This is a genomic window from Acinetobacter sp. 3657, from assembly GCF_031456775.1.
In the GTDB taxonomy this organism is placed as follows: Bacteria; Pseudomonadota; Gammaproteobacteria; order Pseudomonadales; family Moraxellaceae; genus Acinetobacter.
This window is the reverse complement of record NZ_JAVDVH010000007.1, coordinates 31,352-56,757: the sequence shown is the minus strand read 5'-3', so window position 1 is coordinate 56,757 and position 25,406 is coordinate 31,352. Positions and strand designations below refer to the sequence as shown.

Here is a 25,406-nt window from a genome sequence, read left to right as displayed (position 1 = left end):
TTAAAACCGCTCCCGAAAAGGACGTAAATCTAATTCATGTGTCCACAAATCATTGCTTTGTTGATATAGCATTAAATAATTGTCTGCAATTGCCTCAATATTTAAACCACCTGTACCGCGCGTCAATCTCGCTAAACGTCCAAGACCAAACAATGCATGATTGACCCGATCTCCATCGACCATGCCATCAACCACAACATGCGCAATATGTATATTTTTCGGCTTATACAAACTTGCTAAATTGAGCGCATAAGCACGTAGCGCCGATTTGCCCATAGTAAATGCTGCGAAAAAAGGTTTGCCACGTATGGATGCACTCGCACCTGTGAAAATCAAGGTTCCTTTTTGTTGCTGCTCAAAAATCTTGAGGCACGATTGTGAAACTAAATAGGCAGATAGAAAGGTAGACCGCCACATGTTTGAAAAGAATGAGAGCTTGGTTTTTAAAAACAGGGATGGAATATTGCCACCGACATTATGTGCAACCACTTCAAGCTGTTCATTCTGAGAAATAATCTTCTTAAATAAAGACTGAATCTGTTCAGGATCTTCTGCATCTAGTTTATAAGCAACAGCATTTCCACCGTGCTGAGTAATGGTTTGAGTCACTGCTTGCAACTTACTGAGGGTTCGACCAACCACATAAACTTTTAAACCGACTTGAGCAAACCGCCGTGATATGGCTGCACCGATGCCTTGCTCTGCTCCCACCCCAATGACGACAGCGACTCGCATACTCATATCAATACGATCCAAGCCGCGATGTTTGGATAACTGTTAATTTTCGGTCCCCAAATTTTACTGGTGCGTATAATTTCTAAAAGCTGTGAACCCACTGCAATGTCTGCAACTGTTTTACGATCACCAACCAACCAACCTGTAGCACCTAGCACCAGTTCAATACGTTCTAGATGACGAATAAACTCAGCTTCGATATCTGACTTTGACATACGACCTGTGCCCTGCATTTTGAGCTGGAAATTCAAAGCCGATCTCAATAAAGGTTTCATCAAAAATGCTTCATGCTTAGGACGACCTTCGGCACTAATTGCAACAGCGTGGTTTAAGGCATCAGCATCACTGACTCGAAAATGAACCTCATAGAAATACAATAATTCGTCTGCCCAGTCTTCCCAAAGTTCGACGTAAGCCTTTTGTAATGGATCAGTTGGATAAAGTCTTGGGGAATCTGGGTATGCTTCATCGAGATAACGGGCGATTCGCGTACTATCCTGAAGACGTTGATCATTAATATCTAATACAGGTACTTTACCGACCTTACTGAGCATGGGAACTTTTGCACCCAAAACACCATTGTAGTTTACGGTTTCAAATGGAATTTCTTTGAACCTCAACATTCTGGCTACTTTCTGGCAGAAAGGTGAAATTTCCCATTGATGTAACACCGCTGATTTTTTCATTGTTTTCCCTATAAAATTATTATGTTACTTGTACAGAGTGAGATTTGTAGGAGGCACAAATAAAAGCAATATGCTTCCAATGAAGCATATCACTTAGAGGCTATACACCTTACACTTCAGCTAAGCACGAATAATCATATTGGTGGCAGTGGCATGGGCATACAATTTTCCATCTTCATCACGCAGATAACCTTCAGAAATCACCAAACTCTTTCCGACATTGATGACCTTGCCTTCAGCAATTAACTTTTTATTAAAGGGCATTGGACGACACATTTTAATGGCTAAATCGGTTGTTCCGTATCCCTCACCTGCCGCAAGCACAGTATGTGTTGCACAGCCTGTCACTGAGTCCAAAACTGTCGCTGCGAAACCGCCATGCACGCCACCTAGTGGATTGGTATGACGCTCATCTGCAACCGCAATAAATACGATACGACCATATTCAACCTCTCCGACACCTTCCATCCCCATTGTTTTCGCAATACCGGGAGCTGGTACTAAGCCTTGCTGAAATGCTTGCATGAGTTCTAAACCAGTCATTTGATTTGGGCTTTTCATTAATTCACTCTCACTGTTTGTTTTGATCATACTTTTATGTAATTTGCTTCGGTTGATTGACTGAGTAAAGTCGCACAAATTGTTGAATCTTTTCTGCAACCGCCTGAGGCTGACTTAAAATCCCCCAATGCCCAGCAGAAACTTCGGTGTAGTGAATATCACTCACCCATTCCTCCATACCTCTACTCATCGAAACTGGTACAAAAGGATCTTGATTCATTAATAACATTTGCACAGGTATTGTGGTTGTCCGACGTGATGGTCTTAAAAGCGGTGCTGTTAAATTTTGACGATAAAGCCCTAATCCACTAATTGCATTTCTAAGCTGCGTTGGACTTTTTTCAACTTTTGTCTTTTCTAAATAGCCCAGAAGCTTTGGCCACGTTTTATCTAATCCTAAATGCCAAGTTAATTCTGGCAATATCGGTAGCTGTAACATTCCCATATAACTAGATGCTGTTAAACGTTTGACTACATTAAAATAGCCTTGCAGATTTCTTCTTTTAAGTTGACGATGGAACCACCAACCGACATGATCCGCACTAGGCGCTAGTGCCGTATATGAGGCAATTTGGTTTTTTAAACGGTCTCCTAATACGGCCTCCCATGCTTGTAAAGCCCCCCAGTCATGCCCAACAATATGAACGAGTCGATCTGGACTTACCGCACAAACAATCTCAGCTAAATCCTGAACTAATAAATCAAAAGCATATCCTGCTGTAGATTCAGGAATATCAGATAAGCCTGCGCCTCTTACATCATAAGCAATCACATTAAAATTAGGTACTAAAAACTCTGCAACAGATTGCCAAACATCAGCAGAATCGGGGTAGCCATGTATAAGAACAACCGTATCTTTTTGCAAATCCTCTATTCCCCAACGATAAGCAGCTAGACAGATATTTCCAGAGTGAACGTAGAACTTATGTTTTTCAACGTGATTCACGACACCACCTCCGGCAAAGATGATTTACCACTAAGAGGTGCAAGAACAGCAGCAGATTGAGCTAGATAAGCTTGAGCACGCTCAGTCGAAGCTTCATAATATGGATGATAACTTGGTTTTAAAAAACGTAGACTTGTCTTTAAATACCATACAGGCCCAGGTAAATATCCATTTAAATCAGAACGATGCCAAGCCTTCCAAAACTCAATTCGCCAAATACTTTTTTGCTGCTTTGGAATAGCAGGATCATCTTTTGCCAACTGCACTGTCCCTGCTGCCATAAGATAGGTAAAAATTGGTGCGGTCACAGCCATAATACCAACGCGTAATGGATAATTACCTGAAATATGCTGATAAACATCATAGGCAACTGTACGATGCTCAACCTCTTCAGCGCTATGCCATGTAAACAAATCACTGACGACAGGATCACAACCACGTGCTTCCCAATCCGAACGCGTCAAAACATATTCACCAATTGCTGCGGTAAAATGTTCTGCCGCAGCAACAAGTCCCACTCTAGTATTTAGCCAAGACCTTTGCCATGATTTTGGTAAATTAAAACCTAAAGGTTTATCTGCTAAAAGATGATCAAAAAGTTTTACTACACGCTTATATTGATTTTCAACATCAACACCATAACGTACCAGATACTTTTCAATAGAGCCTTTATGTGCTTGCGAATGAATCGCTTCTTGTCGAATAAATATTTTGGTATCTTCTATCAGTTTTTCATCATGAATAAATGGCAATGCTTTATTAAACATTCGGCAGAAAAAATATTCTCCACGAACCAAAGTAAAACTAAAATGATTAACGCCATGACTTGCCAAAGGATCTTGTGGAATCCAATGCAATGGTGAATCATTCCATTCAAATTTAACTTGTCGAGGAGTCATTACCCAATTTGCTTTTGATGCTTGTAATTGCATAAATTTCTCCTAGAATTATGATGGTAGAAACTGTGTAGTTTTAGACAAACCAATTTTTATTTTGGTTTGCGCCACGATTTCAGATTCATCCGTATCATTTGGATGAAAGTTAAAACGATAATAAGAGAAAAATTGTGGTACAAACGTTCGATATGCTTGTACCGTAAACCCAGCAAATTTTGCCCAAGATTTTAGATTCAGCATTTGTTTATCTCTAGACATTAACATCACTTGATAAACATTTGACATCAGTGTGATCAAAGCAATACTAAACGTAAAAATCACAATTCTAGGGATATACGCAGACAGCCCTTGACCATACAAATATTGATACATATCGTAGGCAACGGCTTTATGCTCTGTCTCCTCAACACTATGCCATAACCAGAGGTTACGAATGGTTTCATCAGTCATTAGTTCATTGACGTTTTTCATCATTTCCACCACCAGTACTGCGGTGTAATGTTCTAGACCGACTGTGACTAATAAATTCCATTTTTTTGGGAACGTTTTTTCAATTGCTTTGAGAATAGTTCCCGTGATTTTTTCTAATGACTCAGGGTCTAAACCATATTGTTGAGCACTAAGGTGAAATGCGTGGTGCTCTTTGGAATGCATGGCTTCTTGACCGATAAATGCGCCAATATCACGATCTAATTGCTCATTCTCTTTTATCTGTCCACGCAAAGCACGAACTGATCGCACAAAGTAGGATTCGCCCTCAGGAAATAACGTGGATAAGCCTGTGAAATAATGAGTAAATGTAGGTTCATTATTACACCAATACTTTGGCATATCTGCAAACTCATAATCCATACGGCGTACAGGAAATGATGCAGGTGTTTTTTGCTTTGTTTTTTCTTTCAACACGGATACAGACATGACTCACCTCAAAAAGTTTATCTCAAAATAGCAAGTTCCAAAAAAGAACTTATATAATCAAAATAACGATGCTAAGATATATTGTCAATAAAGCTGATGTCTTAATGGCTCAAGTTGTCCTAAAATGACAGTCTTGTTCCTGTAAAGATAAATAGATGGGGTATTCAATGAAATGGCATGAACTTGGTGAAATGAACTGCCCGATCGCAAGGACGTTGTCTATCTTTGGGGATCGCTGGACCTTACTTATTATTCGTAATGCCTTTATGAAAACTCGACGTTTTGATGACTTTCAAAAGCAGTTGGGTATCACTCGTCATTTATTAACTGAACGGATTAATCGTTTGGTAGACAACAATATTTTTGAGAAAGTGCTCTATCATGAAGCGCCAAAACGGTATGAATATAGACTGACAGAAAAAGGACTGGCACTTTACCCAATCCTTGTCACCATGAGTGGTTGGGGAAATCTTTGGCAAAATGAAAATAAAGAATTCCCAGAACTTCGCTATCTACATAAAAGCTGTGGCAATGTCACCAAGCCCACACTTACATGTGACTGCTGCGGTGAAGAACTTGATGCAAGACAAATGTCCCCTGTCTATGTTTCAGAAGAAATGAAGAAGATTTAATATATTAAATTCTAAAATAAAACTATAAATCTTGAATTTTAGACATAAAAAAAAGCCACATCTGAGGAATGTGGCGAAGGGTTTTTCATACTGATACGGCTTTACCGTATGCATAGACTAATTGGCTAAGCTTAAATGAATCTGAATTGTTGCGGATTTAAAATAACTTTTTTGATGGGTTAGATTTGCTCTGTTGACCAACTACAATAAATTGAAATGACCGATACCGCTTTCGAGCGGTAAAAATTACCCAATTTTTACCCAGAAATGTGAAATAAGGTCAAACCCTATTGGGTTAAGTAAGAAAATGTGGCAATAAAAAAGCCACTTATGATAAGTGGCTTTTTTATATAGAGAATTTTGGTGGAGATGGCGGGAGTTGAACCCGCGTCCGCCAGCACTACACTCGAGAATACTACATGCTTAGATATCGTCTACTATTTTAACTCTTTGTGACCCGACGAACAGGGTACAAATCGCGATCCTCTTAGTTTGGTATAAAGCCCCGAGGCTTGGCTCTATACGGACTTGTGTGCGTGCGCTACAGTCGGGTTCACTAACCACAAGTATTCAGTGAAGCGGACAAGCTGCCCTTAGGCAGCTAGAGCGTAAGTTTCGTCGTTTGCGACTAAAAAATGCAAATTTGATTTACGAGAGAAAATGCGCTCTCGGCATGCATCTATAAGTTTCATCACCAGCGTCGAAGCCAGAAACATCCCCATAGTTGAACGCACATCATAGCATAACTAAAATAAAATACTGCGCATTTTATCAACAGTCCGCCATTAATGGGCATATTTATATAATTGAGTAGCTTTTGTTTTTTTCAAGGCCTGCATAAAAAAAGCTGCCAAAAATGACAGCTTTTTAAGTTTAGTCTACAAAGCTCCATTGCCTAAAACAATGCCTTCACGGCGTGGATCTGCCCCACCCGCATATTTGCTTTGCTTATCAATTTTGACTTTCATAATCGTTGAAATACCACTCGTTTGCGCAGTATTAGCAACACTATGCCCTTTTGCTTTTAAACCTTCGATCAGTTCAATCAAAGAGAGCTGATCATTGGAGCTATCAATATTGGTATTTAGACTATTGGTTGCACCAAAGTTCAACAGAGAAGTTGCTTGCTGAGCATTTAAGTTCCAGTCCAGCGCAGCAACCAAAGTTTTTACCACATATTGAATAATGGTTCCGCCCCCAGGTGAGCCAGTTGCCATATAAAACTCATCTGGCGTGCTGCCCTTAAAGACCAAAGTAGGTGCCATCGTACTACGAGGACGTTTACCACCTTCCACACGGTTGGCAACCAGTGCCCCTGTGCTGTCATAAGGATTAGCACTAAAGTCAGTCAACTGATTCGACAGTAAGAAACCATCCACCATGTGAAAAGACCCCATACTCGATTCAACAGTCGATGTCATTGAAACCACATTGCCATAAGCATCCACAATCGTGAACTGAGTTGTACCATGCTCAACAGTGCTATCGACACCAAAAGCTGAATTGAAATCACCTGCCTGTGCCACCCCCATACTCTGGCTTGGGTTAATCAATGCGGCACGTTGTTTTAAGTAGTTTTTATCAAGCAAACTAGCAATACCACGTGCAGGTAAAGGCACAAAGTCAGTGTCTGCTACATATTTGTCACGGTCGGCATAAGCCAAACGCTCTGCCTCAGACACCAAATGCACACCCATTACATCCGGTACTCCACCTTCATTTTCTGGGTTTTTAGGTGGGTATTTAGCCATATCAAAGCTTTCTAAAATACCCAGTGTTTGAGCAACAGCAATACCACCCGAAGATGGAGGTGGCATCGTACAAATGTAGTAACGGTCACGGTAGGTCGTACAAATGGGGTTGCGTTTTTTAACTTGATAATCGGATAAATCCTGCAAAGTCATCAAGCTTGGTGTCATTGGTGTACGTGCTGGATCATCTCCCACCATCTGCCCAGCCTTTTCAACAATATTTCTAGCAATCGGACCACTATACATTGCCCCAGCCCCTTGCTTTGCAAGTGCTTCTAGCGTTTTTGCATAGTCCTGATTGGTCATGCTTTCACCTACTTTTCTAGGTGTACCATCAGGATAAAAATAGGTCTTCATCGCATTTGCATCTAGCGCTAGATTGCTGGCATTACTTTCAATAGCACTGGCTAAACGCCCCGGAATACGAAAGCCATGGTCAGCCAAATGAATCGCTTCATCAAAAAGCTGGTTCCATTTAAGTTTGCCATGTTCTTGCTGAGCCTGCTCCAACAAACGCATGACGCCCGGCACGCCTATAGAGCGTCCACTACGACGAGCACTTGGTACAGGTGCAGGTGAGTTTGGATCATCTATATTTTGGCGAATTAAATAATATTCATTGGCTGCGGCAGGTGCTGTTTCCCGACCATCATAGGCAGTTACGGTTTTAGTCTTGGCATCGTAGTACATCATAAAACCACTACCAGCAATGGTACTTGATTGTGGCTCAACTAAACCCAGTACAGCTTGTACGGCAACAGCAGCATCAACTGCACTGCCGCCAGCTTTTAAAATATCACAGCCTGCTTTTACCGCGAGTGGGGTATTTGCCACCACCATATATTTATCTGCATATTTTACGGTATGACCTAACTTATAACCCGATGCAGCTTCAGGAGCTGATGGATCACCATTTTGGTTAGATCCAACCACGACACTTGAACCATCTTGCGCCAATTTGCTACAACTGCTCGGGTCATTATCTACAATTAAATTCGACTGCGGTGGCTGACCAATATTTGAATCATCTTTGGACTGATCTGATGAGGAATCACTTCCACACCCTTGTAATAAACCGACTGCTAATAAGCTACTGAAAAGAAATGTATATCTTTTATTCACGTGATCACTCCACTATTTATGCCTGCCTATCCATGCAATTGCTATGCAAGTTTAATTGTTCTCAGGTATTGAGGTTTTTTAATATTTGATAAAATTAAAGTTTTAATAATATTGAATGAGTTAGGTTTATTCCCAGTACCTAATAATATTCCTCCTTGTTTTATCTAGCTTAATTTTTAACTGATCTACCCGATTCTAGCATGCCGTATTTTGATAAATACAAACATAATCTGCCATTTCCAAACTCAACCAGTATTTAGAAAACAAGCCGAAAACCATCATCTAAAAGTGTTTTTTATGATTAGTGAGAAGGCATACCATCCACGCTACCTTTCGGTTTAGGGCTCATCCAAATCAGGATACTGGCAAATACAAACACCATCGCCATAATCATAAAGACATGATTGGCAGAAATCGTAATGGCTTCTTTGTCCACCAGACTTGCGATCATGCCTAAAGTTGCATCAGAGGAAAATCCATTTTGGATTAACGCATTCTGTACTTCTTGTGGATGTAAGCCATTGACCATTTCACTCCGTGCCACTTTGGCGTGATCATCCCAGATCGTGACCGCAATAGAAGCACCGATTGCCCCAGCCATCGTTCTCAAGAAATTCATTAACCCTGCGGCAGATGCCATTTCTTGTGGCAATACTGAACCCATCGCAATATTGGACAGTGGAATAAAAAAGAAAGGTACTGCAAAGCCTTGCAAAATTTGTGGCCAAGCCAATGCCATAAAATCAGCATCCGTGACCCAAAATGCCCGCATCATCGTCACCACGCCAAGTAAAGCCAAACCAAAACTGGCTAATGCTCGCGGGTCGTATTTAGTGGAAAGTTTTGCCACAATCGGTGACATGGTCAAACTACCAAAACCCATCGTTGCCGTGAGATACCCAGCCCATGTTGCGGTATAACCCAAGTTGATTTGCAACCATTGTGGGATTAAAACAATACTGCCAAAAAATGATCCAAAACCAAAAGCCAAAGCAAGTACCGAAACGCTAAAACCTCGATGTCGGAACACATATAAATTCACCACAGGATACTTTTCCGTAAGCTCCCAAATCATAAATACAATAAACCCAATGATAGCGACCAAAGCGAGCATAATTATACTGCTGCTATTAAACCAATCTCTTTCGTGACCCAAATCGAGCATCAATTGCAGCGCACCGATCCATAGCACCAGTAAACCAAGACCAATCGCATCTATACGCAATTTTTCAGTTTTGGTTTCAGTCACAGATAACAACCGCACCGCAGCTAAAGCACAAAAAATCCCCACGGGAATATTGATAAAGAAAATCCAATGCCACGACAAATTATCACTAATCAAACCACCCAAAATGGGTCCAAGGATCGGTCCAATGACAGTGGTCATTGCCCATAGTCCCATCGCTTGTGCGTGTTTTTCAGGTGGAAAAATGCGCATTAATAAGGTTTGGCTCAATGGCATGAGTGGTCCACCACACAATCCTTGACCTATACGAAAAAACACCAGCATTTCCAATGAAGTCGCTAAACCACACAGGAATGAAAAAATCGTAAAACCAATCAGCCCAAACACAAACACTCGAACTGTTCCAAAACGTCCAGCCAGCCAACCTGTGAGTGGTACACAAATCGCTTCAGCAACGGCGTAGGAGGTAATCACCCATGTGCCTTGTGAACTGGAAACAGCTAAGTTCCCCGTAATATGTGGCACTGAAACATTGGCAATGGTGGTATCCAGTACCACCATAAAATTTGAGAGTGCGATGACAAAAGCAGCAAGCAGTAATCGCCCACCACTCAGTTCAGCGAAAGGATTCTGAGTTTTCATAGCAATTACTTCGATGCGAGATCAATATTCACTTGCATCGACAGCCCAACCCGCAGTGGATGCTTTGCAAGTTCTTTAGGATCAAGCGTAATTCGCACAGGTAAACGCTGTACCACCTTGATCCAATTCCCTGTCGCATTTTGTGCGGGAATCAAAGCAAATGCTGAACCTGTACCCCCAGAGAAACCTTGTACTACACCGTGATAAACCACGTCATCACCATATAAATCAGCGCTTAAAGTGACTTTTTGCCCTGTTTTTACTTTAGCGAGTTGGCTTTCTTTAAAATTGGCGTCGACATATAACGCAGAAATTGGAACAACCGACATCATCACTGTGCCTGGTGCAACACGTTGTCCAATTTGAATATTACGGCGCGCCACCACACCATCAACAGGTGCACGAATCACGGTACGCTCCAGATCCAGTGTTGCTTGATCGAGATGTGCTTTAGCCACTAAAACGTCAGGCGTTGAAGCTTCATTGACACCCTGAATCAATGCTTCATTGGCCGCGAGCGTACTTTCAGCAGCTTTACGGCTTGAGGTTGCTTGAGCTAAACCCGCCTGAGCTAAATCCAAACTGGCTTTAGCCGTAGAAACGGCACTTTGTGCTTTGCTGAGTTCTTCTTTGGATATCGCCCCTGAAACAGCAAGCTCATTACGTCGTTTCAGCTCCAATACAGCACGATCAAAATCCGCTTGAGCTTTATTGACTTGGGCTTGGGCACTGATAATTTCATCATTGTGTACCCCAACTTGAGAGTTCAAAGAACGACTATTGGCTTGGCTTTGTTTATATTGACGTTGTGCTTTTGCAAGCTCGGCTTGCGCCTGAGCCAATTGAATCTTGGCGTCACGTTCATCAATCCGAACCAACACATCACCCTGTTTCACTTGTTGGGTATCTTTCACCAATACTTCAGCCACTTGCCCACTAACCATTGAAGTAATCTGAGCAGTTTCTGCGCCGACATAAGCATTATCTGTGCTGACGGAATGATTGAAAAATAGCGCCCAAATCGCATACAAAATTGCGGCAAGAATCAGAATGAGCGCAAAAAATCCAAGAAACTTTTTACGTTTTGCTTTCATCGCATCATCTGATGCCGAGTCTGAAACCATATTCTGTGAATTTGCTGGGGCGTCAGTCATAGGTTATTCCTGAAAATTAAAACGACTTTTTAACTTTTGGTTTAATCAGCCGACCAGCTTAATTTTGAATACTTAACGGAATATTAAAATTTAAAAGCTAAAAACAAACAAAGGGCTATAATTATTCTGACCATCAGAATCGCTATACTTAAAAAAACAAGATTCATCAGGCTTATGTTTATGATTATTTTTTGATATGGATTATAAAAATAAAAAAAGCGTCCAAAGACGCTTTAGTATTCAGGAGATAGCTAAAATGCATAAGATGCAATTGCGGTTGCAATCGGTTTCTCTTCATCATTGACCATGGTCATGCGCATGGTACAGCCCTTGCGCCCTAAACGTAATGTTTCTGCACGTGCGATGAAGAATTTCCCCCGCCCCGGTGCTAAATAATCAACACGCATATCGACCGTCGCTAAGCGAGACACTTTTTTAATGGTATCTGGTAAATCTTCGGGGCTTGCACGACGATAAAGTTGTTCCATCGCCACCACACCACCAATACTATCCAGCATTGTTGCAGCAACACCACCATGCAAAATTTGGAAAGCGACATTACCAATCAGTTCAGATTGCATGTCGATATAACCCTCGATTTGATCATCAACCACTCGCATGACCATGCCACAGTGCTTAAAAAATGGTGAAGAATTAAATGCTTTACAAAGCTGTTTTAACACCACGCCATGATCGGCTTTAGCACCTAACTGAATATTACCTGTCCAGTTTTTCTTTACATCATTCATACGCTGTCTAAATCCAAAGGAACGATAAACATCCCATTATTTTGTACAAATCTAAAATTATGGGGCTACAATAGCGAGGATATTTAATTGACCTAAGCCGCTAAGTTCTCCCCTAGCGTGACTTAAAAAGATTCAATTACTCCTATAGTGTAATACTGAACATCGAGATTGTTATGACTTATACGTTCAATCGTCCTGCTTTTCCTGCGACTCGCATGCGCCGTATCCGTAAAAATGACCAACTTCGTGCCATGGTCAGTGAAACACAACTCACAGCTAATCATTTGATTTATCCAGTATTTGTATTACCTGGACAGCAACAAACTCAAGACATCCCAAGTATGCCAAATGTGCAACGCTTATCTGCTGATTTATTACTCAAAAAAGCTGAAAGCTTGTTGGAACTGGGGGTATCAAAACTTGCATTATTTCCAGTTACCCCACAACAAGATAAAAGTCTGACGGCTGAAGCCGCTTGGGATGAAAATGGTTTAGTACAAACCACGTGTCGTTTATTAAAAAAAGAATTACCAGAAATGGTGTTAATTACAGACGGCGCACTTGATCCATATACCACGCATGGTCAAGACGGGATTATTGATGAGACAGGTTATGTCTTGAATGATGAAACAGTTGAATGCTTGGTTAAACAAGCCTTAAGCCATGCTGCGGCAGGTGCTGATGTAGTTGCCCCAAGTGACATGATGGATGGTCGTATTGGTGCGATTCGCCAAGCGCTTGAACAAAATGGTTTTATTTATACCAACATCATGGCTTATTCAGCGAAATACGCATCTAGCTTCTATGGTCCATTCCGTGATGCAGTTGGCTCAGCAAGCAACTTAAAAGGCGGCAATAAATATAATTACCAAATGGACATCGGCAACCGTGCCGAAGCGTTGCATGAAATCGCATTGGATCTTCAAGAAGGCGCAGACATGGTGATAGTCAAACCGGGTATGCCTTATCTCGATATCGTCCGTGAGGTAAAAGACACCTTTGGCGTTCCGACCTTCATCTATCAGGTGAGTGGTGAATACGCCATGCTTGCAGGCGCGATTCAAAATGGTTGGTTATCTGACAGTGTGATTTTAGAATCATTGATGTGCTGTCGTCGTGCAGGTGCAGATGGTATCTGGACTTATTTTGCAGAAGAAGCAGCGCGTAAACTGAAAGAGATGAAATAGAACTCCACTTATGCATATTGCCATCATTGGTGCAGGGATTAGCGGCTTAATGACTGCACTTGAGCTTGCTGAACAAGGCTGCTCAGTCGATATTTTTGATCAACAACAAGCTGGTCAAGCCGCTTCGTGGGCGGGTGGCGGTATCCTCTCCCCGATGTACCCTTGGCGATATGCACCTGAAGTGAATCAACTCGCCAAATATGGCAAATCCCTATATCAAAGGTGGAATGAGAAACTATACCCCATCACAGGCATTGATTTTCAAATTCACGATACAGGTATGCTGATTTTTGATAAGGGTGACTTCCAAATAGGCTTGGAATATGCTGAAAAATATCATGAGCCGATGCAACGTTGTGAATACTTAACAGGCGATGACATCCAACAGGTAAATCAGCATATCTCTACGGACTTCGAACAAGCAATCTATTTCCCAGAGCTTTCAAATGTCCGCAATCCTCGTTTACTCCAATCACTGATCAGCTATTTAAAACAACACTCTTCAGTCCGTTTTTTTGAATACTGCCCGATTGAAAAACTCATTATTAAAAATAAAAAAGTGCATGGCTTACAGGCGGAAGATGGGCAACAATATTTTGCCGATCAAGTGGTACTTGCGTCTGGAGCATGGAGTCAACACTGGGTTGAACAAATACAACGAAATATTCCTGTTCATCCCGTCCAAGGTCAGATGCTACTGTTTAAAACCCCTGAAAACTGGCTCCCCACCATGTGTATGAATCGTGTGATGTATCTGATTCCACGTCAAGATGGTCATATCGTATGTGGTTCGAGTATGTCGGAGTGTGGATTTAGCACTGCCGTTGATCAACAAACACAACATGACATTTTAACGGCTTGTTTGGAGATGATTCCTGAGTTGGAACAGTTCCCGATTGTGAAACGTTGGGCAGGCTTACGCCCTAGTTCGCCACACGGTATTCCTTATATTGGTGCGATATCTGAAATAGAAAATCTATGGGCAAACTTTGGACATTTCCGTAATGGGCTATGTATGGGTGCTGGATCGGCTCAACTTCTACGCCAGTTGATATTAGGACAAGAAACTTTTGTCAATCCAACAGCTTATTCACCTCAACGATTGCAGCGCTTGGCCTTAGTCACGCCTTAGAATTTGTTGTAATGCAGACTCAAGATCGGGATAACTAAATTCAAACCCATGCGCTAATAAAGCACTTGGTTGTACATATTGCCCATTTAAAATCAATTGCGACTGTTCACCTAAGCCCCATTCAAAGATACATTTTGGCATCCGCATAAATGGTTTACGCTTTAAAACGTTGGCTGCAATACGGGCAAAACGCTGTTGATTGGATTGTTCAGGAGCAACAAGATTATAAACCTTTTGTGAGCTTTCCAAAGTCAACAAAAATAAAATGGCGCGAAGTACATCCTGAATATGAATCCATACTACGGGTTGTAATCCTGTACCAATTTTACTGACCATATTCAATTTAATAGGTAAGAGCATCTGCGGCAAGATTCCACCATCACCCGCAAAAACCACACCTAAACGAATGATCTTGGTATTTTGATTAGAAAATTTTAATGCTGCCTGTTCCCAAGCTTGGCATAGTTCTGACATAAAAATATCGTGTGGAGGCGAATTTTCATCGCACACTGTCGCCCATTGTTCAGTCGGATCAATCCCGTAATAACCAATCGCTGAACCTGAAATAATACATTTAGGATAAATCTGTTTACGCTCTAACCATTCATAGAGCTTTTCTGTCGTACTGACTCGGCTTTCTATGAGTTGCCTTTTCCGTTGTTCGCTCCAGCGTTTCTGCCCAATATTTTCACCAGCGAGATTAATCACATAGTCTATTTCAGAGTGCTGAACCTGTTCTAAATCAGTCACCCAAGTTAAATGAGGATGTTGAGCACGCTTTTGTTTTTGTCGAGTTAAGGCAATAACTTGATATTTTTGTTCTAACAGAAACGGTAAAAGTTGAGAGCCGATGAAACCACTCGCCCCAGTTACCAGTACAGTCAATTTTTGCATGATGCTACCTATCAAAAATGATATGTATAAGTAGCTATAACAGAATAAAAATGAATTACAAGATGACTTTGAAACTATCCAAACATCTTATGCGCCATTCGCTGTGCTTGCTTGCCATAAAACCAATAAGTAATTAAGAATAATGGAATCGCCAGCATCAACCACATCGCGAGTACAGTCAGCAAGAATTTAGGTTGTTGCAAATATAAGAGGAAGTTCTGCCAAACTTCAGGATCTTTACGAGCAAAGATAAATAGCCCCAACAATAAGCCCAATACATTATATCCCCAAAAAATCAGGGTAAAGGCGAGTGTTAAACGTTTTTTCTCTTGGGTACTGGGTGCACGTTGTTGTTGTTTTAAAAATTTGAATAATACAAAGATGATCGCAATCAGATAAGGAAGTGCGGTGAGGATACCGCCGATACTATTTGGTAAAATCGCAGCCAGTACACCAGCCAATAAAGTCGAAATGAGACAAATGATAAAAAACCATAAATAATACAAACGCAATGAAATCATAAACATATACCCAATTAGATCGACCTTGATCAATGATTATAGATTTTTTTCACTTTTTTTTCATTTTTATGTCAACCAATCTGCATCTAGTCTCGTTATATAGAGTACAAGGTCGCAGCAACCGAAGCTACATTGCACGGCATCCGCAACGTTTTCGGTGACCTTTCATTATGACTTTTCCTCTTCGGAATTGGTTTTGTTAGCAGCCAGAACTTATGATGAAGATTTGACCGACGATTTACCATCACTCGAATCGTCGGTTTTTATTTGCCTAAAATTTGTGTTTTAAATGCCGCCTGCTCTACAAGTGATGGTGTATTCGCTAATTTAATTACATTCATTTTCAATACGTTTATCTCAACATGATTAAACGAATAAAATTTGTATTTCCAGTCAAGGGATGTATTCCAATAAAATATACTTACATAAATCTTTATGTCCATATCACCCAATCTATTTAGAATAATTCAAAGACAATAAATATCAGGGAATGAGATGAACGCTATTATTTATTTTGAAATCCAATCTGCAAACCCACAACGTGATACAGCTTTTTATGAGTCAACTTTTGGCTGGAAGTTTGAAAAAGTAGAGGATTTACCGATTGAATATTATCGTATAGAAACGAAAGGTATTCACGGTGGTTTATTACAGCGTCCTGTTGCAACCCCACCGACTGAGTGCGGTACCAATGCTTTTACCTGCACCATCGAGGTTGCAAACTTCGATGAAACAGCCGCTAGAATCTTAAGCCTAGGCGGTATCGTCGCCATGGATAAATTTGCCATTCCAAATCGTTGCTGGCAGGGCTATTTTCTCGATTTAGACAATAATGTTTTTGGGATTTGTGAAATGAATGAAAAAGCTATATAAAATAGACCATTGAATTCAATCTTATTGAGATTTAACTATGCCTTTTCCCATAGAAGAACAATATATTTTAGCTACGGAGAAAGAAGTGAATCTCGTTTTCCCCCAATCATTTAAAAATAAAATGCTTGTGGAAAATGGTGGTGATGTTTTTATCGCAGAAGATTACTGGCAAATTTTCCCCTTTTTTGATCAATCCAATCAAAAAAGAAAAATCCGTACTTGTAATCATCTCTTGCATGAAACAAAACTTGCGAGACAATGGATCAGTTTTCCAAAAGATGCCATTGCTATCGCTCGTAATGGATGCGGAGATTATTTAATTTTTCTTCCCTATGCTCACACCCCACAAATACTTTCAGATGTTGTCTATGTTTGGCTTCATGATACTAATGAAATACAGCAGGTTGCTTCTGATTTTAAGCAATTGTGCTAATCAAATTTAGAGCTTGCATCAAGTCAAAGTATATTTTCTTGATGGATAAATAACACTTTGAAACTTATTGTCCCTTAAATTCTGGTGGACGTTTTTCTAGCATGGCACGTATACCCTCTTGTGCGTCCTGCGATACAAAGAGTGGCATGAGATAGCTATTCATTTTTTCAAATGCAAATGTCTGTCCTTGAGTTACTGCATCCGTTGCCGAGGCTAATAATGCTTGTACCGCAAGCGGTGCTGAAGTACAAATTTCTTTGGCAATTTCGATTGCCCGTTCAAGCTGTTTACCTTGTTCAACGATTTCAGAAATTAGATTAAGTTCATTCGCTGTTGTGCTATTAAAAGTCTTGCCTGTCAACAAATATGGCATGGCTTTTTGCCAGCCCGCTGCCTGCACAAAGCGTACCGTTGCTCCACCAAAAGGCATGATGCCACGTTGTACTTCGAGCTGACCAAATACAGTATCATCACTGGCAATCACCACATCAGCATTGAGCATCAATTCCACTCCTGCGGTATAGCAGATTCCTTGTACCGCAACGATCAAGGGTTTGGTTCTGTGCCGACCGCCAACGCCCCAAGGATTAATTTGACCTTCCTGAAAATTAAAAATTCCCTCTGAAATTTTGGACTGCAATTCAACAAGATCCAAACCTGCGGTAAAGTGATCACCATGGGCAAAAATCACGGCGCAACGTAATTCAGGATCATCTTCATATTCCGTCAAAGCTCGGGACAAATCTGAAATCATATGGCTATCAAAAGCATTGCGTTTGGGGACTCGGTCTAACCCAATCAACATGATATGGCCAATTATTTCGCGGCTTACTTTACCTAAGCTCATTTTCTATTTCCTCTTTTTTTAAATAGACTTCTTTCATACATGCCCTTGCGGAACTTCAATCGTTCCTCATTCTCTCGGTGAGGGAAATACAAAGAAGGTATGAATAATGAAAGTGTCGAATCATCGTCTAAATACCAAACTAGATGATCGTTTAAAGATGATCAATGATCATCTTGTACAGTATTTTTTCCTCAATATTTGGCGATTGCAGATGATATTTTTAAAGTGATCCATCCCAGTTCATAAGCACGAAACCACTGTAAAAATTCTTTTAGCTTTGTGTTTTGTATTTTTTGTTGATTTGTACTATCTGGTTTTTGACGATAGTATGTTCAATATGAACAAAATTATGTCGACCCAAGCACATTCCTATTCATACCGATTCAAACGAAATATCATTTATCAATGATGTTATATAAACCCTCGATCGACTTAGAAATTAAAGAAAAATATCGAATTAGCAAGGTTTTATATGACATTTACTGAAACGAAAGGTTTTTTTAGAACCGCAATTTTATTTCCTGTATTTATCCCAACCATCATCGTCATTGTGTTGGTTCTTCTCGGTACCATCAGCAATCCAGAATTAGCAGGGCAGTTTTTCTCTCAAGTTCTCAATTATGTGACCAACACCTTTGGTTGGTTTTACATGCTCGCAGTCGCCGCATTTCTGATTTTTATTGTCGGGATTGCGATGAGTAACTGGGGAAATATCAAATTAGGCCCAGATCATGCTGAACCTGAGTATAGTTTCTTGTCGTGGTTTGCCATGCTCTTTTCAGCTGGTTACGGCATCGCATTGCTCTTTTTTGGCGTTGCAGAGCCCGTTTTACATTTTAGTGCCCCGCCTCAAGGCGCTCCCGGAACGATTGAAGCTGCAAAACAAGCGATGCAGATTTCATATTTCCACTGGGGATTTCATATCTGGGCTATCTATGGTGTGGTCGGGTTGTCACTCGCTTATTTTACTTTTCGACATGGGCTACCACTTGCCATGCGCTCCACACTGTTCCCATTTATTGGAAATAGAATAAATGGCTGGATGGGACATACTGTTGATACCTTTGCAGTTTTAGGGACTTTATTTGGTATTGCAACCACGCTAGGGTTATCTGTCACTCAGATCAATACAGGTGTAAATTACTTATTCCCCTCTATTCCCGTCAGTATCCCTGTACAAATTGCGACCATTTTAATTATTACCTTATTAGCCACATTTTCAGTCGTCGCAGGCATGGATAAAGGTATTAAACGGCTATCGGTTATCAATATTGGGCTCGCAGTGGCACTGATGCTTTTTGTGTTTATCGTCGGACCAACCTTATTTATTTTACAAACCTTTGTAGAAAATACAGGAAGTTATCTCAGCAACCTCGTCGAGAGAACTTTTAGTTTGCAAGCCTATACAGCAAATGACTGGATTGGTAACTGGACATTATTCATCTTTGGATGGACGATTTCTTGGGCACCATTTGTAGGGATCTTTATTGCGAAAATTAGTCGCGGGCGAACCATTCGACAGTTCATCGTGGGTATCATGCTCATTCCGACCATTTTTACTTTTTTATGGTTCTCTGTGTTCGGGGATACAGCACTACATTTAATTTTAGTCGAAGGTTACCAATCTCTCGTTCAAGATGTGCAGCAAGACAAAGCCATTGCATTGTTTAAGTTATATGAGCACTTACCACTCACCTCATTGTTGTCCTTTTTGAGTGTAATCCTCATTATTACTTTTTTCGTCACCTCTGCGGATTCTGGATCATTGGTTATTGACTCATTGACTTCAGGTGGCGTCACAGATACCCCATATGGCAGCGTGTATTTTGGACCACAACACAAGGTCTCATTGCTTCAGGCTTATTACTTGCAGGTGGACTTTCAGCCCTACAAACTGCATCCATCGTGAGTGCATTACCTTTCACCATTATTATGTTAATCGCCATCATTGGGTTGTGCAAAGCACTGGCGATCGAACAACATCGAAATGCCAGCTTGACCCATCATCAACCCTCACAACATAACGCACAAAAAAATGATGACACTCAAACATTAATACAAAGGCGTCTCAACTATTTAGTGGCCTTTCCTACCCAAGAACAAGTCAGAGAGTTTATTGCATCTACCGCGTATCAAAGTATTGAGGCAGTTAAACAAGGCTTTCAAGAAAAAGATTGGCCATTTGAAGTGACCTATGATGAGGTAAATTCTCGGGTACAGCTTAAATTATCTGAACCCAATAATGTCGAGTTTATCTACGAAATACGAATGTGTGAATACAGCACGCCAAGCTATATGAAAGAGTTGAAGCGTAAGGAATATGCTGACCAAGAAAAATATTATAGAGCAGAAGTTTTCTTACTTCGTGGAGGTCGAGCTTATGATGTATATGGTTTCGATCAAAGCTCACTCATCAATGATATTTTAAATCAGTTTGAAAAATACCTTCACTTCTTACATATTTCACCTAAAACATTGCCGTGGAAAATGGAGAATGACTTTCATCATTAATTCATAACGCTATAAAGAGATTATAAGTTCAGCAAAGCATTTCGATGCATTGCTGAACGATCTTCAAACAATTTAAGCGCACTTGTTGCATTCAAATAACGCCATTCCATTTTCTAGCTGTAAATTATGCTACCTTATTCCTATTCAAAACTGGGACTTTCCATTTCATGACTGTGCGTTTTTTTCATACTTCCGATTGGCATTTGGGGCAGTTTTTTTATAACCATTCCCGCCATTACGAACATGAACAGTTTTTGACATGGTTACTCGAACAAATCAAGGTAAAACAACCACATGCTTTGCTGATCGCAGGTGATATTTTTGATGTGATCAATCCAAGCTCACAAGCACAAAAACAACTCTATCAATTCCTAGCCGATGCGCATGACATCGCTCCACACATGCAAACCTTGATGATCGCAGGTAATCACGATTCAGGTTATCGCATCGAACAAGTGGAGCCACTTTTAGAAAAATACAATGCCAAAACAGTCGGTGTGATTCGTTGGAATGATGACAGAACACTTGATCTAGAACGCTTAATATTACCAATCTATAATGAACAAAAACAGATTGTGGCATGGTGCATTGCCCTGCCATTTTTACGATCAGCCGAAATTACAGGTTTTAATGAACACACCACGGAAAGCCAAAGTGCGATTGCCTATTTACATCAACAATTGATCGCTGAGGCAAAACGCAGAAAAACCGATGATCAATCTCTCATCCTGATGTCCCATGCACATATGCAAGGCGGCGAAACTTCAGATTCAGAACGACCGATTATCATTGGCAATGAAGAAGCACTTTCCACCACGCTATTTGATGATGTGATTGATTATGTGGCTTTGGGCCATCTACATAAACCACAAAAAGTACAACATCCGCATATTCGTTACAGTGGCTCACCTATTCCTCTGTCATTTAGTGAAATCAACTATAAACACCAAGTGGTTGAGGTCACCATTGATCCAGCAAAAGACCAAAATAAATTTGAATTTGAAGCCATCGCTATCCCACGATCCATTCAACTTCATAAAATTAAAGGTGAACTCACTGAGGTGATGCAACGCCTAAAAAGTTTAGCGAACGAAGTGATTGAGAATATTGATCATCGAGAATATGTCGATATTGAATATCATACGGCAACCCCTCCTCAACCCAATTTAAGACAACAATTTGAAGATGCCTTACCCAAAGATCGCTATCGTTTAGTGCGGATTTCAAGACAATACTTATCCAATGAAAATAATGCTGAGATGAAGCAAAGTATTAGCCTTGAACCACCGACGCCTGAAAAACTATTTCAGCAAATTTGGCAAAAAAAAGGTTATAGCGTTGATGATGACGTCAGCAAAGACTTCCTAAGCTTGGTTGCCGAAGCACAAAAACAACTTGAAGATGATCACCGTAACTAAAGAGCTGCCATGAAAATTTTATCGATCCGACTTAAAAATTTGGCATCTCTAGCAGGTGAGCATTTTATTGATTTTGAAACTGAACCTTTAGCCAATGCTGGACTGATTGCAATTATTGGCAAAACAGGCGCAGGTAAATCCACTATTTTAGATGCCATGTGTCTTGCGTTATTTAATAAAATTCCGAGACTTAAAGACAGTGATGGCAAACTCTTGGATGTGGACGGTTCAGAATTACTCACTAATTCTCCTCTCACAGTGTTACGTCGTGGTACGGGTCATGGATTTGCTGAACTGTGTTTTGTGGCGCAAGATCAAAAACATTATTTAGCCCGTTGGGAAATCAAACGCGCGCGTGAAAATGCCAATGGCAAACTACAAAGCGTACAGCGCTCGCTGAAATGCCTTACCGATGGTGTGGTCATTGCCGATAAGACCAAAGCCGTAGAAAATTATATTCAACAAATCACGCAACTCAGTTTTGAGCAATTTACGCGTGCAGTTTTACTGGCACAATCAGAAGTGACTGCATTTCTCAAAGCCCGTGATAATGAACGTGGTGAATTATTAGAATATCTGACCAATTCCAGTATCTTTGCGAAGATTGGTCAATTGGCGTTTGAAAAGACGCGTGAAATAACGAATCAACGTAAACAACTGGAAAATGTCTTAGGTCATATTGAAATCCGTTCGGATGAAGAAATTGCTGAGCTAAAAAACAAATTTCAACAGCTACAACAACAAGTTCAACAATTTGAAAATGAAAAAAACCAACTTAAACAACAACAGCAGTGGTTTGAACAAAAACATAAGATGGAAAGTGAAATTGTCTTAAAACAGCAATACCACGCCACTCAACTCAAGGCCCATGATAGCTTAGCAGCAGATCGTCAATTGCTCGTACAACTAGAGACCTTCTCAGACATACGACCAGTTATTTTCCAGCAACAACAACTTCAAAAAACACAACAACAACTCGAACCTCAAATTCAGCAAAAACAAAATAGCTTCGCGACTTTATCGACTCAATTCGAGCAAGAAAAAACGCTGTATTCCCAAGCAGAATCAGCATTAAATCAATTTCTAAATTTTGAACAAAAGCACCACAAAGAACTTGCCGATTTAAGAACATATTTGCAAAAACGCGAACATATTAAAGATGACTATAACAAAACCAAAAATCGATTAATCCAAATTGAAAACCAACAACAGCCTTTGCAAACTCAGCAGCAACAGTTTGAGCAAAGTATTCAAACCCTAATTGAACAACAAAAAATTTGCAGCGAGCAGCAACAACAAAGCACTCAATTCTCACCTTTAGATAAAGGTTTAAATGCGCATATCCAACAACTCAGACAATTTATCCAACAACACCAAAAAGCTGAAAATGCTTTAGGTAATATTCAACACGCCCAAGCCAAACTTGAGCAAGATCAAATAAGGCTAAATGGTTTAGTTCAACAATTTGGAACAGCGCAGCAGATCGATATTCAGCTTGAGCAAAAACAGAAATTAAAAGAACAACAACAAAATCGACTAAATCAACTCGATATCATTCAGCAAAAACTTCAGCACTATTTTGAGTTAAAAAATGAAGTCTTGTCTTTGCAAAGCAAATTCGAGATTGTACAGCAGCAATCTCAACAGCTTGAACAGAATAAGAAAAAAACTGAGCAAGATTATCAATCTGCAAAAAATGAACGTGAAAAATTACAAGATATCTTGCAGCAACAACGTTTATTACATGCAGAAAATATTGAACATTTACGCGCTCAACTGAAACAAGGTGAAGCCTGTGTAGTTTGCGGTAGTACCGAACACCCCTACCGTGATGATGCCAATCAGATTTCTAAAGCGTTGTATGAACTTCAACAGCAGCAAGAACAACAAGCCATTCAGCAGGAACAGCAGTGTTTTCAGCTTTGGCAAACCACCCAGCAACAATTGACTCAGATTCAGACTGAACAAGTACAGCTCCAAAATGCTTTGCAACAGATCAGTGAAAAATTAAAGATTCAGGATCATCAATTACAGCAGCTTATAGTGCAATCCGAGATTCAACTGGATTTCAATTTGGCTCAGCATGAAATCACAGCATCGTTGCAACTTTTAATCACCCAATCAATGCAATCTAAACAACAGATTGAAATAGATCTACAACAACTCAGCCAAGCCCATAAAGATCAATACAGCCTAACGCAGATCATTCAAAATACACGTCATCAACTTGAAACAGTACAACAGTTACAACAACATATTCAGCATATCGTTGACTGCCTGAATCCCGATGAGAAAATATCATGGTCTGCGCAAACCTTGTCATTTTCACAGCAAATTTTGCAGTGTTTGCAGCAGCGTAATCAGCAACTTGATCAAGCTGAAAGTCTCATCAAGCAAAAGGAGCATGCGGATCAACAATTGAGCCTATTAAAATCGAATTTGGCTGGACTAACCGCACAACACTCCGATTTAAAACAACAATTAAAAGATATCGAAGCCAAAGGTAAACAAAATACTGAAGCAGCCAATCAACTGATCGTTATCATGACGGGTTCAACTGAATTCAAAGCCAATGAATGGTTAACTCAACATGATCAACAACGTCAGCAATTGCAGCGTCAATATCAGCAAGTGAAGCAAAGTTTTGAGCAATCCCGTCAAAACTTTGAGCAACAAAAAAATCAACTGGAACAACTTAAAGCGCAACAGCAGCAGAATCATCATTCGCTTGAGCAATGTAAAGCTGAAGTAGCGACATGGCTGAATCAACACGAACATTTTACTGAAGGCCAACTTAGCGAGTTACTTGCAATTTCAGCTACCCAAGAACAGCAGATTCGTTTAGCCATACAAAATGCAGATCGTCTCTTGAGTGAAGCAGACTACGCACTTAAAACAATCCAAGAACAACGAAATGCACATTTACAACAGCAGCCGAATATTCAAGCTGAGCAACTGACTGAATTAATGAATATCAACCAAGAAAATTTACAGCAAGTGACAGATCAACGAGATCAAATCAGAGTTCAACTAGAATTACATCAACAAAACCTAGTCAAACAAAAACAGTTTGCTGATCAAATTCAACAAATCCAGCAGCAAGAACACCGCTGGAGTAAGATTTCCAGTCTCATCGGAGATTCAAAAGGCAAAGATTTCCGTGATTTAGCACAGCAATATAATCTCGATATTTTATTGGAATATGCCAATCAACAGCTGACTATGCTGTCGCAACGCTATACCCTCAAACGTTTGGATAATTCCCTCAGCCTTGCCATTATTGATCATGATATGGACGGCGAAACCCGCTCTGTTGCATCGCTTTCTGGAGGTGAATCATTCCTCACTGCCCTTGCGATTTCACTGGCGATCGCCAATATGGCATCAGGTTCGATGAAAATCGAGTCGCTATTTATTGATGAAGGCTTCGGAACATTGGATGCGTCTTCTTTACATATGGTGATGAATGCACTGGATCAATTACAAAGCCAAGGGCGTAAAGTGGTGTTAATCTCGCATATTCAAGAAATGCATGAACGTATTCCTGTACAGATTCAGGTACAACCGATTGGATCTGGTTCGAGTCGGATTGAAGTGGTGGGTTAATAAGGA

22 protein-coding genes and 1 other RNA gene are annotated in these 25,406 nt (G+C 40.4%); 9 read left to right on the top strand and 14 right to left on the bottom strand.

The window, feature by feature from the left end:
- From J2Y37_RS09650 to J2Y37_RS09625, 6 genes are all read right to left on the bottom strand, one after another.
- Complete coding sequence (locus J2Y37_RS09650; protein WP_349032662.1) at positions 1-741, bottom strand: SDR family NAD(P)-dependent oxidoreductase; 741 nt, start codon at positions 739-741, stop codon at positions 1-3.
- Positions 738-1,421 (bottom strand): glutathione S-transferase family protein, encoded by a 684-nt coding sequence (locus J2Y37_RS09645; RefSeq protein ID WP_349032661.1) that lies wholly within the window; start codon positions 1,419-1,421, stop codon positions 738-740. The genes J2Y37_RS09650 and J2Y37_RS09645 overlap by 4 nt, the downstream gene beginning before the upstream one ends.
- Positions 1,422-1,541: 120 nt before the next feature.
- Complete coding sequence (locus J2Y37_RS09640) at positions 1,542-1,982, bottom strand: PaaI family thioesterase (protein WP_349032660.1); 441 nt, start codon at positions 1,980-1,982, stop codon at positions 1,542-1,544.
- Positions 1,983-2,016: 34 nt separating this feature from the next.
- Positions 2,017-2,928: an alpha/beta fold hydrolase gene (locus J2Y37_RS09635; RefSeq protein ID WP_349032659.1), complete on the bottom strand. Its 912-nt coding sequence runs from the start codon at positions 2,926-2,928 to the stop codon at positions 2,017-2,019.
- A complete protein-coding gene (locus tag J2Y37_RS09630; RefSeq protein WP_349032658.1) occupies positions 2,925-3,860 on the bottom strand; it encodes a metal-dependent hydrolase in 936 nt (311 codons plus the stop codon). The genes J2Y37_RS09635 and J2Y37_RS09630 overlap by 4 nt, the downstream gene beginning before the upstream one ends.
- A 15-nt stretch (positions 3,861-3,875) precedes the next feature.
- Positions 3,876-4,742, bottom strand: a complete 867-nt coding sequence (locus J2Y37_RS09625) for a metal-dependent hydrolase (protein WP_349032657.1) — start codon at positions 4,740-4,742, stop codon at positions 3,876-3,878.
- A 167-nt stretch (positions 4,743-4,909) separates the two neighbouring features.
- Here J2Y37_RS09625 and J2Y37_RS09620 point away from each other — a divergent pair, with 167 nt between their 5' ends.
- On the top strand, positions 4,910-5,374 hold the full coding sequence (locus tag J2Y37_RS09620) for a helix-turn-helix domain-containing protein (protein ID WP_005197971.1): 465 nt from the start codon (positions 4,910-4,912) through the stop codon (positions 5,372-5,374).
- Positions 5,375-5,735: 361 nt separating this feature from the next.
- Here J2Y37_RS09620 and ssrA read toward each other — a convergent pair.
- The 5 genes from ssrA to J2Y37_RS09595 all read right to left on the bottom strand — a co-directional run bounded on the left by ssrA (position 5,736) and on the right by J2Y37_RS09595 (position 11,978).
- Positions 5,736-6,094: a transfer-messenger RNA gene (gene ssrA, locus J2Y37_RS09615) on the bottom strand.
- A gap of 158 nt (positions 6,095-6,252) precedes the next feature.
- On the bottom strand, positions 6,253-8,247 hold the full coding sequence (ggt, locus tag J2Y37_RS09610) for a gamma-glutamyltransferase (protein WP_349032656.1): 1,995 nt from the start codon (positions 8,245-8,247) through the stop codon (positions 6,253-6,255).
- A 301-nt stretch (positions 8,248-8,548) separates the two neighbouring features.
- Positions 8,549-10,075 (bottom strand): DHA2 family efflux MFS transporter permease subunit, encoded by a 1,527-nt coding sequence (locus J2Y37_RS09605; protein WP_349032655.1) that lies wholly within the window; start codon positions 10,073-10,075, stop codon positions 8,549-8,551.
- 5 nt (positions 10,076-10,080) lie between these two features.
- On the bottom strand, positions 10,081-11,229 hold the full coding sequence (locus tag J2Y37_RS09600) for an HlyD family efflux transporter periplasmic adaptor subunit (protein WP_349032654.1): 1,149 nt from the start codon (positions 11,227-11,229) through the stop codon (positions 10,081-10,083).
- 251 nt (positions 11,230-11,480) lie between these two features.
- A complete protein-coding gene (locus J2Y37_RS09595) occupies positions 11,481-11,978 on the bottom strand; it encodes a thioesterase family protein (protein WP_349032653.1) in 498 nt (165 codons plus the stop codon).
- A gap of 173 nt (positions 11,979-12,151) precedes the next feature.
- On the opposite strand from J2Y37_RS09595, the gene hemB reads away from it, so the two are divergent.
- On the top strand, positions 12,152-13,165 hold the full coding sequence (gene hemB / locus J2Y37_RS09590; RefSeq protein WP_004670174.1) for a porphobilinogen synthase: 1,014 nt from the start codon (positions 12,152-12,154) through the stop codon (positions 13,163-13,165).
- A gap of 10 nt (positions 13,166-13,175) precedes the next feature.
- The gene (thiO, locus tag J2Y37_RS09585) at positions 13,176-14,297 is read left to right on the top strand and encodes a glycine oxidase ThiO (RefSeq protein WP_349032652.1); all 1,122 of its coding nucleotides are present in this window, start codon (positions 13,176-13,178) and stop codon (positions 14,295-14,297) included.
- Here the strand turns inward: thiO and J2Y37_RS09580 are convergent.
- On the bottom strand, positions 14,283-15,191 hold the full coding sequence (locus J2Y37_RS09580) for a TIGR01777 family oxidoreductase (protein WP_349032651.1): 909 nt from the start codon (positions 15,189-15,191) through the stop codon (positions 14,283-14,285). The two genes, thiO and J2Y37_RS09580, sit on opposite strands and share 15 nt — an antisense overlap.
- A 74-nt stretch (positions 15,192-15,265) precedes the next feature.
- Positions 15,266-15,712, bottom strand: a complete 447-nt coding sequence (locus tag J2Y37_RS09575; RefSeq protein WP_349032650.1) for an ABZJ_00895 family protein — start codon at positions 15,710-15,712, stop codon at positions 15,266-15,268.
- 495 nt (positions 15,713-16,207) lie between these two features.
- Here J2Y37_RS09575 and J2Y37_RS09570 point away from each other — a divergent pair, with 495 nt between their 5' ends.
- Positions 16,208-16,585 (top strand): VOC family protein, encoded by a 378-nt coding sequence (locus tag J2Y37_RS09570; protein ID WP_349032649.1) that lies wholly within the window; start codon positions 16,208-16,210, stop codon positions 16,583-16,585.
- 37 nt (positions 16,586-16,622) lie between these two features.
- On the top strand, positions 16,623-17,018 hold the full coding sequence (locus J2Y37_RS09565) for an SMI1/KNR4 family protein (RefSeq protein ID WP_349032648.1): 396 nt from the start codon (positions 16,623-16,625) through the stop codon (positions 17,016-17,018).
- A gap of 64 nt (positions 17,019-17,082) precedes the next feature.
- Here J2Y37_RS09565 and J2Y37_RS09560 read toward each other — a convergent pair whose 3' ends face one another.
- Positions 17,083-17,865, bottom strand: coding sequence for a crotonase/enoyl-CoA hydratase family protein (locus tag J2Y37_RS09560; RefSeq protein WP_349032647.1), 783 nt, complete (start codon positions 17,863-17,865; stop codon positions 17,083-17,085).
- 472 nt (positions 17,866-18,337) lie between these two features.
- Here J2Y37_RS09560 and J2Y37_RS09555 point away from each other — a divergent pair, with 472 nt between their 5' ends.
- From J2Y37_RS09555 to J2Y37_RS09540, 4 genes are all read left to right on the top strand, one after another.
- Positions 18,338-19,774: a BCCT family transporter gene (locus J2Y37_RS09555; RefSeq protein WP_349032646.1), complete on the top strand. Its 1,437-nt coding sequence runs from the start codon at positions 18,338-18,340 to the stop codon at positions 19,772-19,774.
- A complete protein-coding gene (locus tag J2Y37_RS09550) occupies positions 19,675-20,376 on the top strand; it encodes a BCCT family transporter (RefSeq protein WP_349032726.1) in 702 nt (233 codons plus the stop codon). Before J2Y37_RS09555 ends, J2Y37_RS09550 begins: the two co-directional genes overlap by 100 nt.
- 167 nt (positions 20,377-20,543) lie before the next feature.
- Positions 20,544-21,794, top strand: coding sequence for an exonuclease SbcCD subunit D C-terminal domain-containing protein (locus tag J2Y37_RS09545; RefSeq protein WP_349032645.1), 1,251 nt, complete (start codon positions 20,544-20,546; stop codon positions 21,792-21,794).
- 9 nt (positions 21,795-21,803) lie between these two features.
- The gene (locus tag J2Y37_RS09540) at positions 21,804-25,400 is read left to right on the top strand and encodes an AAA family ATPase (RefSeq protein ID WP_349032644.1); all 3,597 of its coding nucleotides are present in this window, start codon (positions 21,804-21,806) and stop codon (positions 25,398-25,400) included.
- Positions 25,401-25,406: the final 6 nt, after the last annotated feature.

What these genes read in the sequence shown, in the direction of transcription:
- J2Y37_RS09555 (WP_349032646.1), top strand. Translation starts at nt 18,338, where the DNA reads ATGACATTTACTGAAACGAAAGGTTTTTTTAGAACCGCAATTTTATTT.
- J2Y37_RS09595 (WP_349032653.1), bottom strand. Translation starts at nt 11,978, where the DNA reads ATGAATGATGTAAAGAAAAACTGGACAGGTAATATTCAGTTAGGTGCT.
- J2Y37_RS09620 (WP_005197971.1), top strand. Translation starts at nt 4,910, where the DNA reads ATGAAATGGCATGAACTTGGTGAAATGAACTGCCCGATCGCAAGGACG.
- J2Y37_RS09640 (WP_349032660.1), bottom strand. Translation starts at nt 1,982, where the DNA reads ATGAAAAGCCCAAATCAAATGACTGGTTTAGAACTCATGCAAGCATTT.
- J2Y37_RS09645 (WP_349032661.1), bottom strand. Translation starts at nt 1,421, where the DNA reads ATGAAAAAATCAGCGGTGTTACATCAATGGGAAATTTCACCTTTCTGC.
- thiO (WP_349032652.1), top strand. Translation starts at nt 13,176, where the DNA reads ATGCATATTGCCATCATTGGTGCAGGGATTAGCGGCTTAATGACTGCA.
- J2Y37_RS09625 (WP_349032657.1), bottom strand. Translation starts at nt 4,742, where the DNA reads ATGTCTGTATCCGTGTTGAAAGAAAAAACAAAGCAAAAAACACCTGCA.
- J2Y37_RS09570 (WP_349032649.1), top strand. Translation starts at nt 16,208, where the DNA reads ATGAACGCTATTATTTATTTTGAAATCCAATCTGCAAACCCACAACGT.
- J2Y37_RS09630 (WP_349032658.1), bottom strand. Translation starts at nt 3,860, where the DNA reads ATGCAATTACAAGCATCAAAAGCAAATTGGGTAATGACTCCTCGACAA.
- J2Y37_RS09580 (WP_349032651.1), bottom strand. Translation starts at nt 15,191, where the DNA reads ATGCAAAAATTGACTGTACTGGTAACTGGGGCGAGTGGTTTCATCGGC.
- J2Y37_RS09545 (WP_349032645.1), top strand. Translation starts at nt 20,544, where the DNA reads ATGACTGTGCGTTTTTTTCATACTTCCGATTGGCATTTGGGGCAGTTT.
- J2Y37_RS09560 (WP_349032647.1), bottom strand. Translation starts at nt 17,865, where the DNA reads ATGAGCTTAGGTAAAGTAAGCCGCGAAATAATTGGCCATATCATGTTG.
- J2Y37_RS09650 (WP_349032662.1), bottom strand. Translation starts at nt 741, where the DNA reads ATGAGTATGCGAGTCGCTGTCGTCATTGGGGTGGGAGCAGAGCAAGGC.
- J2Y37_RS09605 (WP_349032655.1), bottom strand. Translation starts at nt 10,075, where the DNA reads ATGAAAACTCAGAATCCTTTCGCTGAACTGAGTGGTGGGCGATTACTG.
- J2Y37_RS09600 (WP_349032654.1), bottom strand. Translation starts at nt 11,229, where the DNA reads ATGACTGACGCCCCAGCAAATTCACAGAATATGGTTTCAGACTCGGCA.
- J2Y37_RS09575 (WP_349032650.1), bottom strand. Translation starts at nt 15,712, where the DNA reads ATGATTTCATTGCGTTTGTATTATTTATGGTTTTTTATCATTTGTCTC.
- J2Y37_RS09565 (WP_349032648.1), top strand. Translation starts at nt 16,623, where the DNA reads ATGCCTTTTCCCATAGAAGAACAATATATTTTAGCTACGGAGAAAGAA.
- hemB (WP_004670174.1), top strand. Translation starts at nt 12,152, where the DNA reads ATGACTTATACGTTCAATCGTCCTGCTTTTCCTGCGACTCGCATGCGC.
- J2Y37_RS09540 (WP_349032644.1), top strand. Translation starts at nt 21,804, where the DNA reads ATGAAAATTTTATCGATCCGACTTAAAAATTTGGCATCTCTAGCAGGT.